This window comes from Psychromonas sp. MB-3u-54 (assembly GCF_002836415.1).
In the GTDB taxonomy this organism is placed as follows: Bacteria; Pseudomonadota; Gammaproteobacteria; order Enterobacterales; family Psychromonadaceae; genus Psychromonas.
Window position 1 is genome coordinate 22,344 of sequence record NZ_PJBP01000181.1, and the last position, 14,484, is coordinate 36,827.

At 41.9% G+C, this 14,484-nt stretch carries 12 protein-coding genes; 7 read left to right on the top strand and 5 right to left on the bottom strand.

Annotated elements, in window-relative coordinates:
- The first annotated feature begins 63 nt into the window (after positions 1 to 63).
- From CXF72_RS17360 to merA, 3 genes are read left to right on the top strand one after another with little or no spacing between them, the layout of a single operon-like run.
- A complete protein-coding gene (locus CXF72_RS17360) occupies positions 64 to 429 on the top strand; it encodes a mercuric transporter MerT family protein (RefSeq protein WP_101041012.1) in 366 nt (121 codons plus the stop codon).
- 27 nt (positions 430 to 456) lie between these two features.
- Entirely contained in the window at positions 457 to 732 is a 276-nt protein-coding gene (gene merP, locus CXF72_RS17365) for a mercury resistance system periplasmic binding protein MerP (RefSeq protein WP_101041014.1), read from the top strand.
- 15 nt (positions 733 to 747) lie between these two features.
- The gene (gene merA / locus CXF72_RS17370; protein ID WP_101041016.1) at positions 748 to 2,184 is read left to right on the top strand and encodes a mercury(II) reductase; all 1,437 of its coding nucleotides are present in this window, start codon (positions 748 to 750) and stop codon (positions 2,182 to 2,184) included.
- A gap of 169 nt (positions 2,185 to 2,353) precedes the next feature.
- Here merA and CXF72_RS17375 read toward each other — a convergent pair whose 3' ends face one another.
- From CXF72_RS17375 to CXF72_RS17385, 3 genes are all read right to left on the bottom strand, one after another.
- Positions 2,354 to 3,655 carry an alpha-amylase family glycosyl hydrolase gene (locus CXF72_RS17375; protein WP_101041018.1) on the bottom strand — a complete coding sequence of 434 codons (1,302 nt, stop codon included), beginning with the start codon at positions 3,653 to 3,655 and terminating at the stop codon, positions 2,354 to 2,356.
- 497 nt (positions 3,656 to 4,152) lie between these two features.
- Complete coding sequence (locus tag CXF72_RS17380) at positions 4,153 to 4,362, bottom strand: cold-shock protein (protein WP_101041020.1); 210 nt, start codon at positions 4,360 to 4,362, stop codon at positions 4,153 to 4,155.
- Positions 4,363 to 5,287: 925 nt separating this feature from the next.
- Complete coding sequence (locus CXF72_RS17385; protein WP_101041022.1) at positions 5,288 to 6,358, bottom strand: alcohol dehydrogenase family protein; 1,071 nt, start codon at positions 6,356 to 6,358, stop codon at positions 5,288 to 5,290.
- A gap of 1,102 nt (positions 6,359 to 7,460) precedes the next feature.
- On the opposite strand from CXF72_RS17385, the gene CXF72_RS17390 reads away from it, so the two are divergent.
- The 4 genes from CXF72_RS17390 (at position 7,461) to CXF72_RS17405 (ending at position 11,654) form a co-directional block, all read left to right on the top strand.
- A complete protein-coding gene (locus CXF72_RS17390; protein ID WP_101041025.1) occupies positions 7,461 to 8,714 on the top strand; it encodes an ABC transporter substrate-binding protein in 1,254 nt (417 codons plus the stop codon).
- A 90-nt stretch (positions 8,715 to 8,804) separates the two neighbouring features.
- A complete protein-coding gene (locus tag CXF72_RS17395) occupies positions 8,805 to 9,704 on the top strand; it encodes a carbohydrate ABC transporter permease (protein ID WP_101041027.1) in 900 nt (299 codons plus the stop codon).
- Positions 9,694 to 10,539 (top strand): carbohydrate ABC transporter permease, encoded by an 846-nt coding sequence (locus CXF72_RS17400; RefSeq protein WP_101041029.1) that lies wholly within the window; start codon positions 9,694 to 9,696, stop codon positions 10,537 to 10,539. The genes CXF72_RS17395 and CXF72_RS17400 overlap by 11 nt, the downstream gene beginning before the upstream one ends.
- A gap of 11 nt (positions 10,540 to 10,550) precedes the next feature.
- Entirely contained in the window at positions 10,551 to 11,654 is a 1,104-nt protein-coding gene (locus tag CXF72_RS17405; protein ID WP_101041032.1) for an ABC transporter ATP-binding protein, read from the top strand.
- Positions 11,655 to 11,804: 150 nt separating this feature from the next.
- Here the strand turns inward: CXF72_RS17405 and CXF72_RS17410 are convergent, their stop codons facing one another.
- Both CXF72_RS17410 and purF read right to left on the bottom strand, forming a co-directional pair.
- Positions 11,805 to 12,497 (bottom strand): hypothetical protein, encoded by a 693-nt coding sequence (locus tag CXF72_RS17410; protein WP_101041034.1) that lies wholly within the window; start codon positions 12,495 to 12,497, stop codon positions 11,805 to 11,807.
- A gap of 353 nt (positions 12,498 to 12,850) precedes the next feature.
- Positions 12,851 to 14,365 (bottom strand): amidophosphoribosyltransferase, encoded by a 1,515-nt coding sequence (purF, locus tag CXF72_RS17415; RefSeq protein WP_101041036.1) that lies wholly within the window; start codon positions 14,363 to 14,365, stop codon positions 12,851 to 12,853.
- Between the last annotated feature and the right edge of the window lie 119 nt (positions 14,366 to 14,484).

Genomic DNA, 14,484 nt, shown 5'->3' on the forward strand with positions numbered 1-14,484 from the left:
ATTGACTCCGTACTTGGGTACGGCATGTATAGTTAATATATTATACAAGTGGAGAGTTAAAAAATGAACAAAGTATCAGCACAACAAAAAACCAACGCTTCCATGCCATTATTGTCTGGATTTTTAGCCGCAATTGGCTCTGGTCTGTGTTGTGCAGGCCCCTTTGTCTTATTATCCCTTGGCCTCGGTGGCGCTTGGGTAAGTAACTTAACACTGCTTGAGCCTTATCGCCCTCTCTTTATCGTTGCCGTTATTATCGGTTTTTCTCTCGCTGGCTACCGTATTTACCGCCCTATTAGTCATTGTAAAAAAGGGACTGCTTGTGCTGTTCCTGCAAATCGATTTCGCCAACAGATTATATTTTGGTTCGCTGCACTGATAGCGGCTATTTTTGTTACCAGTATTTACTGGCTCCCGCTTGTTTTATAGTTAAAAATTTATAGTTAGGATTTAAAAATGAAAAAAATATTTATAATATTAAGCCTGTTAATGATGGCAAATATCAGCTTAGCAGCAGAGCAGACAGTATCCCTTAATGTGCCGACAATGACTTGCCCTGTTTGCCCGTTTACCGTTGAAAAAGCGCTAAAAGGCGTCGATGGGGTAATTTCGGCCGATGTTTCTTTCGTTGGAAAGATGGCAAAAGTCACCTTTGATGATCAAAAAATAACAGCAGCAGCATTAACAGCGGCAACTAAAAATGCAGGCTACCCGTCTACGCTGAAAAATTAAGGAAGGCTTCTGATTATGGCAGAAAAAAAATGCTGCAATTCCCTTGAAACGGCTTCTGAAAAACAACAGATTGCGATCATCGGCAGTGGTGCAGCGGCTTTTGCTTGTGCAATTAAAGCGGCAGAAGCCGGCGCTGAAGTCACTATTATTGAAGCAGGAGTCGTCGGCGGGTGTTGTGTCAATGTCGGCTGCATACCTTCTAAGATTATGATAAAAGCAGCGCAACTCGCTCAGCAGCAGCGTAAAAATGCTTATCCCGCTATCAAAGATAATCCTCCTGTTATTGACCGTGCTTTATTAAGTTTACAGTTACAAAATCGCGTTGATGAGTTACGCGATGCGAAATACGAGAATATTGTAAGAAGTAATGACAATATAAGACTTATTAAAGGCTTTGCCCGTTTTAGCAGTATCAATAGCCTGAAAATTAAAAAACAAGATGGCTCGTTCGATTCGCTTTACGCTGATAGATTTTTAATCGCAACAGGTTCATCCCCTTATATTCCACCGATTTCTGGCCTGGCAGACCTGCCTTATTGGACCTCCACCGAAGCTTTATTTGCAACAAGGCTGCCTGAACGTTTATTGGTCATTGGCTCTTCAGTCGTGGCATTAGAACTAGCACAAGCCTACCAACGGTTAGGTACACAAGTGACCTTAATTGCAAGGCATACCTTACTATATCGTGAAGATCCTGAGTTAGGGGCCGGATTACGCATTGCATTGACGGATGAGGGGATGAGCGTATTCGAGAATCAAAAAATTCATTCCGCAGAATATAAAGACAACCTTTTTACGGTGAGTATCAATAATCAATCTTTACAAGCAGAAAAGCTATTGATTGCGACGGGGAGGCATGCCAATACCCAATCTCTTCATTTATCTCAGGTTGGCATTGAAACAAACAACAGCGGTGAGATTATGGTTAACGGTAAAATGGAAACCTCACAAACACATATATATGCAGCAGGTGACTGCGCTTCTATGCCGCAGTTTGTTTATGTGGCGGCGGCGGCGGGCACACGTGCTGCAACAAATATGACAGGTGGAGATGTTTCTCTCGACTTAAATACCATGCCCGCTGTTATCTTCACCGATCCTCAAGTGGCAACCGTTGGTCTTTCTGAAAATCGAGCAAAGGATCTGGGTATAAAAACCGAAAGCCGCACCCTTGCGCTGGAAAATGTGCCCAGGGCATTGGTGAACTTTGAAACCACTGGCTTTATTAAGTTAGTGATAAAGGCCAATACAAGGGTTTTAATTGGAGCACAAATACTTGCTCATGATGGAGGAGAAATAGTACAAACAGCGGTGCTCGCTATCCATAATCGAATGACTATTGAAGCATTAGCGGCGCAATTATTTCCCTATCTAACCCTGGTTGAAGGCTTAAAACTATGTGCGCAAACATTTAATAAAGATGTAGCACAATTGTCCTGTTGCGCAGGCTGAAACTTAAAAATTGCTGAGCAGAGTGTTATCAATAAAAAACGCAGTAGAGCAAATAAAAAAGCTTTCTTTGTTACTGAGGGTCACTCTATAGAATCGACAATAAAAGTGAATAATTGTTTGTAAAACAAACAACTATCCACTGTAAATTACTTACCTTCAACGGGTCTGCCTATCGTTTTACATATAGCAGCTTTACTTCTCCTGGAAGAAGGTTGTATTCCAGAAATGCCGGAACATCTTTCATTCGGCGGCTGCGGGAAATATCTTGAACCTTATCCGATCCCATGATGCCGTAGACGTTCGACTCACGAACCATGTAAGCATTATGACCGTCGGGATTCGCCAGCATCATAATTTTTTCCTGCCCGTTGCGGCTTTCTTTGGTAAAACCTAAGATGCGCCCGTCGTTCAACTGAAGCATTTCGATCCCGTTATCTTCCTGAAGAACGTCGTAACTCGCCTTGATGTCATTGATTTTTGCAATATCATCGGAAATGTCGTAGCAAATAGGTTCCCACCAGGAAGGATTAATCTGGACAACGTCAATTTGCCGCTGAAATCCGTATTCAAAGCCGATCGTAGTGGAAATGCTGGAACAGATGTAAGCCCCTAATTCGTAGCGCAGGAGCGCCTGATGTTGATTGCCACTGAATTCATCGGCGCTGCGGATTGTGTCATGATTTTCGGGAAAGGAGATCGACGAGGCATAACGACTGTATTCTTGAGTTTGATCCAAAAACCACTGCTCTTTTAAATCCCACCATTTAAAGCTGTTGGTAATAAAATCGAAACCGGCCTCAGCAATATCAACAGCCTGCTGTGATGAACAACCCAGCGTTTCCCCCAAAAATATCGCATCGGGATATTTTTCTTTGATGCGGGGAATAAGGAAGTGCCACAGTTCGTTCGGGACATGATAGGCCGCATCGCAACGGAATCCGCGAATACCCAGATCCAAATAAAACAGCATCATCGTTAGCCAGTAGTGCCAGAGATTATCGCGGTCGCTGGAATGGGCGTTGTTAATCTGAGCCAGATCTTTCCACTCGACCCAACTATCACCGTCCTGAGCGCCGGGATGTTTCAGTTGACCGTCGGGATCACGTTCGTACCACTCTGGATGATCTTCAATAAGATGTGAATCAAAAGCGCTGTGGTTGATCACCAAATCCATCATGATCTTCATTCCGCGTTGATCGGCTTCTTTACATACATTTTTCAGAAGCTTGTTGCCCTTTTCGACGTGCGCTTCCGGGTTTTCAAAATCCATCTCTCCAGTGACGTAAAGTGGATGGTAATGGTAATAATTTTTTATCGAGTAATCTGATCCGGAAAACCCCGGATAATTGATCGGATTAATATAAATCCAGTCAAAATTCATGGCTTGGATACGCTCAAAATGTTTGATCCACATATTCATCGATCCAACAAGTTTTGGATATAAATTATAAGCACGTATGCCTTTTTTCATGATTTTTCCTCGGTTCTATTGTTTTGTAGCTCTGCAAGTCAATCTTGCTAATACTTTTGTTTATATGCATATTTCAGGGAGAATCACTTTGTCATGCTTAGTGATAGAATTTTTAGCTATTGGGTGTGTGCAGCACAAAAAAGCATCTTCTCTTTTGTTAGCTAATATGCGAAATAGCAAGCCACATACTACCTTTTAATTTAACCAACCACTATTAATCATAATTAACCTTTTATAATATGGTCATACAAAAGGGAAGCTTTAGGGCTTTAGGGCTTTAGGGCTTTAGGGCTTTAGGGCTTTAGGGCTTTAGGGCTTTAGGGCTTTAGGGCTTTAAGGCTTTAAGGCTTTAAGGCTTTAAGGCTTTAAGGCTTTAAGGCTTTATTCCGCTGACCAGAGCACTTTAAAATAAGCAAAAAAAATGGCAAACCCGCAAAGGTTTACCATTTTTTTTATATTAAATCAGCACCCTATGGGAGCTAAAATATCACCGCGAATTAAAGCGCTACGATATTTTCTGCTTGCGGGCCTTTTTGACCTTGCGTTACAGTGAATTCTACTTTTTGGCCTTCAGCTAAAGTTTTGAAACCTTCGCTTGCAATAGCACTAAAGTGAGCGAATACATCTGGTCCAGTTGCTTGCTCGATAAATCCAAAACCTTTCGCTTCGTTGAACCATTTAACGGTTCCTTGTACTTTATTAGACATAATAATATCCTGTAATTTTAATATAGAGTTGCCTTCAATAGGCTTGAATAGCGTAAAAACAGACTGGAACTTAAAAACTACAGAGCGAGGTATTATTAATAAAACGACGGAATGGAGAATGTAAAAAAAAGGCTTTCTTCTTGCTGAGGCACACTTTATAGAATCCAAAATGAAAGTCAATGATTGTTTAAAAAATAAACAAAAATAATTTATTAATGACTTAACCACAACACGCCCTATTATTCGGTTATATTATGGTGGCTGCTTCCAAGAATCCAGGACTGCTTTCATTGGGCTTCTGCGGGGAATATTTACCCGCGTAATTTTAGCGCATGCTATTGTTCCACCAAAGCATAAAATGCTATCAACATAGCGCCATATCAATACCAATAAATACAAATGATCGGCCCCTGATGCTTGATACCTCTAGTGTCTTCGGACTTAAGTTTGCATTATATATTCATGACCTAATTTCATCATCCCCTTCAATAGAAAGGGTTGGATAATTATATTGTGTACGCGGACTTATACAGGCATCTTTACTCTGTGTAGCGTCCAGCGCCTCTGCGGTAGTTCGTAGGGTGCGCTTCAGCACCAATTGTGCCACTGCTCACGGTGCATAGAATGCACCCTACCAATAACTATTTTAGCCTTTACTCTGTGCAGCGCCTCTGTGACCACTGTGGTAGTTAATGGGGTTCGCTTCAGCACCAATTGTGCCACTGCTCACGGTGCATAGAATGCACCCTACCAATAACTATTTTAGCCTTTACTCTGGTGCAGCGCCTCTGTGACCTCTGTGGTAGTCTTTTTAAGTTTGTTACAAAAAATCAACATGTACACTTCATCATAAAAATGAATGTTCGTATTTAAGTCTGAAAGCACTCGTTACCGGACTAAGTCATTTTCCTGCCTATTTATCTGCTTAGGGTATCAGTACAAATTTACCGACGTGCTTTTTCTCAAGAAACTCTTTTTGGGCTTCAACAATCGAAGATAACGGAAAGGTCTTTGCTAACACCGACTGAATTTCGCCCTGCTCTATGTATCGTACCAGATCAGGAAAAACCTTTTCGTCCCAAGCGGTTGTTCCTATCAGCGTGATATCTTTCAGGTACATATCGCGCATATCAAGTTCAACAATAGGCCCTGCAATAGCGCCCGATGAGACAAACCGCCCGCCTCGTTTTAATAGTTTGAGCATGGCAGGAAAGCAACTCCCCCCCACATTATCAACAACAAGATCGACAGATTGCTCCCCTAACGCCGCGAGCAGATTAGCAGTTCTGCCTAACAGAATATCTGCGCCAAGCGAAGCTACCCGCTCATGTTTTTCCTCTCCCGCAATAGCGATAACCTTCGCTCCCCTGCGTTTTGCAAGCTGTACAGCAGCACAGCCGACACCACCTGACGCACCCGCGACCAAAACCGTTTCACCGGATCTCAAATTGGCTCTGTTGAGCATATTCTCGGATGTACCATAGGCACAAGGAATAGTGCCAAGTTCTGCATCGCTCCAGTCACAGACCACCGGGAACACTTCCGTTGCTCGAATTTTCACATATTCAGCAAAAGCACCATCAAAATCAGATCCCATCCAGATATTATCCAAAGAGCCAAAACCGTGTTCGCGAATGCAGGGGCGGATAAGTACCCGTTTGTCCATCAGGCCAGTGTCGACATCGTCTGCCACATTCACGACTACTCCACAGCAATCTGTCCCTTGAATAAACGGAAAAGACGTTTGCTTATTCCAGCCGCCATCGACCTTTGGAGGCTCGACTTCTGAGATCGATCTATCCTTAGTGGAGCCGTGAACTGAAGAAGAATACCATCCCAGTCTGGTATTGATCTCGGTGTTATTAACGCCGGCGGCCAACACTTTAACCAGTACTTCTCCTGCGCAGAGAACAGGCATTGGAACTTGTTTGCAGACTAACTTGTCATAACCGCCACTGCCTGTGGTTACGATAGCTGTCATTGAACTATGAATCATTATTTGGGTTCCTTCTATTTACAGAGTATCGGGGCTATTGACCTTTCCTGTGCATTTTTACAGCAATTTATGCGTGCTTATACAAGGTAGATCTTGCGTTGTGTCGTTATTCTACATAAGCAGATGAGAATGCATACGATCGTGCGCACAAATGCTGCCCTTCGGATTCATCTAAAAATGTCCTGCACGGCGTTATACGTCGTTTACATAATTTATGCGTGCTATACAAGGTAGATCTTGTGTGTGTCGTTATTCTACATAAGCAGATGAGAATGCATACGATCGTGCGCACAAATGCTGCCCTTCGGATTCATCTAAAAATGTCCTGCACGGCGTTATACGTCGTTTACATAAAATACGATGTAAACTTGCTCAGAACACGTTTAGATTGAAAAATCGCACTAAAAAAGTCAACAAAACCTAGTATAAATTCACATTAATGTGCAAATTAAAATTTTTCCTTCAGGTGGTTATAACATACAAATTATTGAAAACAGAGGATGACGGAATGATTTCTGCCATTGCAGTCCTGCATCTCCGGTGCCGCTATTCGCTTTAGAGCACAACTCACCAATGCTTCTGTTGTCTGCAATTTAGAAAATTAATAGTACAGATACTTCAGTCAAAATAAGTGCCGCACCAACATATAACATACCAACTATTGCGCGCTATTTTAATTAAAGGCAAGGAAAATGAACTAGGTGTCACTTGCCCCTAAAAACCTAATGTAACATTAAAAATCAACACCTTAACAAAAAAACACCTACCTCAATTGCAACTATTATATACAGGTACCCAATCAATCAGACCAAAATATTCAACCTAAAAACGATAATTTACTGACGGTCATCATAATGAAAAAGCGCATCAAATTGACCTCAAGGCTTTCCAGTAGTTGGTTACATTGTGTTACAGTCTTGTTACAAAATGTTACAAGATTGATCTATTTATGTGATTTCCCTCCTTACCTATTTGGGCATAGTTGGTTTATGATTTGGTTTTATAACTCACCTTGCTTTTATTTTTAAATAAGGGCTCTTTGGTAAGTTCCAATCTGATCAGCAGTTCGGCTGTCAGATAATTTTAGTCAAGGGAATATCACATGAAAATTTCAAAATTATTTTTAAGTATTTCATTAGCACTGGGCCTAACAGCCGGTGCGCAAGCAGCTGAAATAGAAGTACTGCATTATTGGACTTCAGGCGGTGAAGCTAAATCTGTTGCCGAACTGAAAAAAATGTTGGAAGCAAAAGGGCATGACTGGAAAGACTTCGCCGTGGCAGGTGGTGGTGGTGAAAGTGCCATGACAGTACTAAAAACACGGGTCGTTTCAGGTAACCCACCAGCAGCCGCGCAAATCAAAGGGCCAAGCATTCAGGAATGGGGTGACGAAGGCGTATTGGCTAATCTTAGCGCTGTCGCTAAAGCCGAAGGCTGGGATGACTTGCTACCCAGTGTGGTGGCAGATGTTATGAAGTACGACGGTAAATATGTTGCCGTTCCGGTTAACGTCCACCGTGTAAACTGGATGTGGGTAAACCCGGAAGTCTTCGAAAAAGCAGACGCAAATGTGCCAACAACCTGGAAAGAATTCTTTGTTGCTGCTGATAAAATTAAAGCGGCGGGCATGACGGCTGTTGCTCATGGTGGCCAACCTTGGCAAGATGCAACCATGTTTGAATCTGTGGTATTAGGTACTGCGGGTGCTGAGTTTTATAAGCAGGCATTTGTAGTGTTAGACCCTGAAGCTTTAAACAGCCCTACCATGATTGATGCCCTTAAGACTTTCCATAAAATCAAGAACTATACCGATCCAGGATCGCCAGGACGTGATTGGAATCTGGCCACCGCCATGGTTATCAATGGTGAAGCGGGTATGCAGTTTATGGGAGACTGGGCAAAAGGTGAATTTACTGCCGCTGGTAAAGTACCGGGTAAAGACTATATCTGCACCGCAGCACCGGGCACAGCGAATGACTTTACCTTTAACATCGACAGTTTTGTCATGTTTAATCTGGAAGATAAAGAACAACGTAAAGGTCAAAATGATCTGGCCAGCACTGTCCTAAGTGTTCCTTTTCAGGAAGTCTTTAACCTTAACAAAGGATCTATTCCTGCGCGTTTGAATATGTCCATGGATAAGTTTGATGATTGTGCAAAACTGTCGGCAAAAGATTTTGTTAAAACAGCGGAAGCAAATACCTTAGTGCCAAGTATGGCGCACGGCATGTCAACCTTCTCTTCAACCCAAGGTGCTATCTACGACACTGTTACTGAGTTCTACAACTCAGATTCAATAACAGCAGAAGAAGCCGCAGCAAAACTAGTAAAAGCAGTTGCAGCAGCGAAATACTAAATAAGGTCTGATCTTTTAGACCGGTTGGATCTCAGCGCATTTTAGCTGAGATTCGATTGTTGCTTTCTGCTGTACAGGAGAATTAATCCAGTGAAAAAAAAATCCAGCGCCCCGCGTCAATCCCTTGGGAACCTTTTACCAAAACTAGTAGTGGCACCTACTTTTGTTATTGCTATTATTTTTATCTACGGCTTTATGCTGTTAAATGCGTGGTTATCCTTTAGCTCATCACGCTTGCTGCCAACCTATGATTGGGCCGGCACCATTCAATACGAAAAACTATTCGCCAATGATCGTTGGTGGGTCGCCGCTGAAAACCTTCTGTTGTTTGGTGGTTTGTTCATTGTAATTTGTTTACTGCTGGGATTATTTCTGGCCATTTTTTTGGATCAGAAAATTCGAGCCGAAGGTGCTATCCGCACCATCTATTTATACCCGATGGCACTTTCCTTTATTGTTACCGGTACCGCCTGGAAATGGATCCTGAATCCTGAACTGGGTGTGCAGCGCTTAGTACGCGAAATGGGTTTTGAATCCTTCACCTTTGACTGGCTGGTCAATACCGAAATGGCTATTTATACCGTGGTTATCGCGGGCGTCTGGCAATCCTCTGGTTTTGTGATGGCACTGTGCCTCGCAGGTTTACGGGGAATAGATGATAATATTATCAAAGCCGCTAAAGTTGATGGTGCTTCAATGCCGCTTATCTACCGTAAAATAATTATTCCGGGTCTGCGTCCGGTATTTTTCAGTGCATTGATTGTGCTGACGCACATTGCTATCAAAAGCTTTGATTTGATTGTTGCCTTAACAGGTGGTGGCCCCGGTTTTGCAACCGACGTGCCGGCTACCTTTATGTATACTTATTCCTTCACTCGCGGACAAATCGGACTTGGGTCAGCAGCTTCTATGATGATGTTAATGGCAGTCGCAGCCATTATTGTGCCTTACCTGTATTCGGAACTAAGGAAGAAAAAAGATGAGCATTAATAGAGTATTGATTTATAGCTTGCTGGGCTTTGTAGCACTGATATATTTATTGCCACTGGTTGTTATGCTCATCACCTCCCTCAAGGATTTAGATGAGATTCGTACAGGCACCCTATTATCGTTGCCGCAATCATTAAATTTTGATGCTTGGGGTAAAGCCTGGGGAACTGCCTGTACCGGCGTAAGCTGTGAAGGTTTAAAAGGTTACTTCTGGAACTCAGTGCTGATCGTGGTACCGGCTGTGGTAATTTCTACCATCTTAGGCGCCTTAAATGGTTATGTACTGACTAAATGGAAGTTCAAAGGCAGCGATCTGTTTTTTGGTATGCTGTTGATCGGTACCATGATTCCCTTTCAAGTGATCCTGTTACCGATGGCGCGCACGCTTGGCTTCCTGGGTTTGTCAGGCACCACATCTGGCCTGATTATGGTGCACGTTATTTATGGTCTGGCATTTACCACCCTGTTTTTCCGTAATTATTACATCAGTATCCCCAATGAATTAGTCAATGCTGCACGTATTGACGGTGCCGGTTTTTGGCTGATTTTTTGGCGGATTATTATACCCGTATCAATACCTATTATCGTTGTATCGGTGATCTGGCAGTTCACACAAATTTGGAACGACTTCCTGTTTGGCGTGGTTTACTCCTCGGGTGATTCTCAGCCGATTACGGTTGCACTGAATAATTTGGTCAATACCAGTACAGGTATTAAAGAATATAACGTTGATATGGCCGCGGCAATTATTGCTGCACTGCCCACCCTGCTGGTCTATGTAGTAGCCGGTAAGTATTTCGTTAAAGGTCTCACAGCGGGTGCTGTTAAAGGATAAGGAACACAATTATGCATGCTTTAAAAATACAAAATGTTGAAAAAACCTACGGCAAAGTGAATGTGCTAAAGGGAATAGATATAGAGATAGAGCCCGGACAATTTTTAATTTTAGTGGGTCCCTCCGGCTGTGGAAAATCGACCCTGCTCAATATGATTGCAGGTTTAGAAGAAGTCACTAACGGCAACATTTTCATTGGTGATCGGGATGTCACTCATTTAGATCCAAAAGACCGTGATATTGCGATGGTATTTCAATCCTATGCGCTCTACCCGAATATGACGGTTCGCCAAAATATTTCCTTTGGTTTAGAAATACGCAAGACAGAAAAATCTGAGCAGCAAGTCATTGTTGATAAAGTATCAAAATTACTGCAGATTGAACCCTTGCTGGATCGTAAACCAAAGCAGCTATCGGGCGGACAACGACAGCGTGTCGCGATGGGACGCGCTTTAGCCCGTGACCCTTCAATCTTTCTGTTTGATGAACCCTTATCAAATCTTGATGCTAAATTACGTGTGGAGATGCGCAGTGAAATCAAAGAGTTGCATCAACGTGTTGGAACAACCATCGTATACGTCACCCATGATCAGATTGAAGCCATGACCTTAGGGGATGTGATCGCGGTAATGAAAGACGGTGAAATACAACAAATGGGCTCACCACAGGAAATCTATGACAATCCACGCAATCAGTTTGTTGCAGGTTTTATGGGCAGCCCTTCAATGAACTTTATTCCCTGTCAGATTGAGAAAGTGAATGGAGTTATGCAGATAGAGTTAGAAAGTGCTGGTGCGTCGCATAAAATGCTGATTAAACAAACTATTCAGGGACTGGAGAGTTATGCAGGAAAAAAGGTTATCCTTGGTATTCGCCCGGAACAAATCACTCAGCAGGGAGAAGATAAAGTTGATAGTGCTATGCTTGATTGCGCCGTTGAAATTATTGAGCCAACCGGACCCGATACCCAGATTACAGCGCGCATCAATGGAGTAAGAACAATTTGCCGTATTCACCCAACTGCCGAATGTCAGTTAGATAAATTGATGCCATTGATGCTCGACATGTCAAAAGTGGTATTTTTTGATCCCGAGACACAAATGCGTATTTACTAAAATAAAAAAGGCTGCTTAATCGCGGCCTTTTTTTGGTTTCACTACATTTCGTCTTCCGTGTCTACAATCTGGAAGTTAATAAAAAAATCAGCAAAATTTTCTGTTTACAATAATATATGCTTACTATTATCTATTCTGCATTAATTGTAATTAATCATCTTCGCTATGGCTACTATCATCATCCGATTCGCTATGGCTATAGACACGAACTCCAGAGGAAAGATTATCGTCTGTATCATAATGCAGTTCAACTGTGTCCAGATCATCACCATTTTCTTCGTGGTGATCCCTGATATAAGTAACCGAATTACCTGCTAAGGTTTTTAAATGATCAGCATCATCATCATCATTATCATCATCTAATAGCGCGGCCAGAGTACGCGCCACTAAATGTGCTTTACCATCCGGTGTGTTGACATAATCCCCGCCTACGTCTGCTTCATCGAGTTGCAGTTCAGCGGCAAGATCTGTTAATGTCATCACATTAATGCTAGCAAGGGTTGTAAAAGGAGTCACCACCGTAGAATCTTCTGTGCCGCGCATTTCATAACTTTTTGTAACAAATCCCGCAGTATCACTGTCAGATGTTTGGCCTGCAATGACCCTCACTATCACAGTATAATCTTCATATTCATTAAGGATCTGTATTTGGCCATTGGCATCGGTCTCACCAATGAACGTTTCTGTGCTGCCATCGGGTGAAAGAACGTAAACGTCGGCGGCGCTTAAATAACCATCGATAGCGGTATAAGTGGTTGATCCTGTATCAGTACTATCAGATGAGCCACCACAAGCGGTTAAAATAGAAGCGAGAGCAACTGCAAGAAGAGATTTTTTAATCATGATATTTTCTCGAATGGTTAATGAGTTAAAGGCTAATATTAGTAAAACCTAATATATATACAGAGGAATCAAAAATCAAGGCATCTTATGAATCTGTTTTACTTACCCAGTTAAGTCAAAAGCAAAGCAAAAAAAAGATCAATAGAAAAGTATGAGCCTTTTTAAAAATAGGGTAAATAAAAGAAACAGTTAAGAAATAAAAGTAAAAGAGGAAGTGTTAACCCGTGACAATCTGAGGATAAGTCTAAATGACATTTTAGAAAAAAATTGACTTATTTTTTTTGCTGATCGAGTTTCTGGGCAAAAAAAAACCACAAACAAGTTTGTGGTTTTAAAAAGGGATTAAAATAAATTTAAGATTCGTTATACATCTCTAAACTTGCTATCTCTTCTTTCTGCTCTTGAATTATCTTCGCATCTTCATTGCGCAAACTTTCAACATAATCGAAATAGTTTTTGTCTACGTCACCGGTCACATAGACACCATCAAAGACTGAACACTCAAAATCATCTGTATTAGGGTTTTGTTTACGAAGCGCATCTTTAAGATCTTTTAAATCTTGGTAAATAAGCGCGTCAGTCCCGATACAATCGCTAATCTGTTCTACCGTGCGGTTATAAGCAATCAACTCATCGGCTGTGGGCATATCAATGCCGTAGACATTCGGATGACAAACCTGTGGCGCGGCTGAAGCAAAATACACTTTTTTAGCCCCGGCATCTCGCACCATTTCTACAATCTGTTCCGAGGTAGTACCACGTACTATCGAGTCATCCACTAATAAAACAGCTTTACCTTCAAACTCGGCTGTAATGGGATTTAATTTACGACGAACGGCATTACGGCGCTGTGTTTGCCCCGGCATAATAAATGTTCTGCCAATATAACGGTTTTTTACAAACCCCTGACGATAAGGCAATCCCATTTCCAAAGATATTTCCAGCGCAATATCGTTAGATGTTTCCGGGATAGGTATCACGACATCAATTTCTACATCAGCCCATTCGCGTTTTATTTTTGCCCCCAATTTACGGCCCATTTCTAAACGCGCTTCATAAACAGAAATACCACTTAAGGTGGAATCGGGACGTGCTAAATAAACATATTCGAAAACACAAGGTGTTAAGCGCGGGTTTTCAGCACATTGTTGGGTAAATAACTGTCGATCTTCGGTGATATAAACAGCTTCACCGGGTTCAACATCACGCATAACTTCAAAACCAATAGTATCAAGACCCACACTTTCTGAAGACACAATATACTCTAAATCACCCTCTTCTGTCTTACGAGAGCCTAATACTAACGGGCGGATACCATAGGGGTCGCGAAATGCAACCATGCCGTGTCCAATGATCAATGAGACAACAGCGTACGCGCCTTTAACTGTTTTATGAAGCTCACCGACAGCTGCAAACACATCTTTTGGTGACAATTTATCACTTTCAACTTTATCAAGCTCTGCAGCAAAAACATTTAACAGCACTTCAGAATCGGACGTTGTATTGATATGACGGCGGGACGTAACTAATGAATCACGTAAATCTTGAGCGTTGGTTAAATTCCCGTTATGTGCAAGGGAAATTCCCCAGGGAGAGTTTACATAAAACGGTTGAGCTTCTGCGGCACTGGAACTACCCGCAGTTGGATAGCGTACATGGCCTATACCAATATTACCTTTTAAACGCTGCATATGTTTAGAATCAAAAACATCTTTCACCATACCATTGGCTTTACGCTGTTTATAATTATCATTCGAAATAGTGACGATGCCAGCAGCATCCTGCCCACGGTGTTGTAGTACGGTCAATGCATCATAGATACTTTGATTAACGGGAGTTGCTCCAACTATACCAACGATTCCACACATAAATAATGCCTTAATTATTAGAAAAATAAGTTATATCAGTCATACCAAGTAACAGGTTATTTTATATAAATGATAGTGATTGTAAATTTTAAATGAGCGTAAATTAAATGCAGAATCTG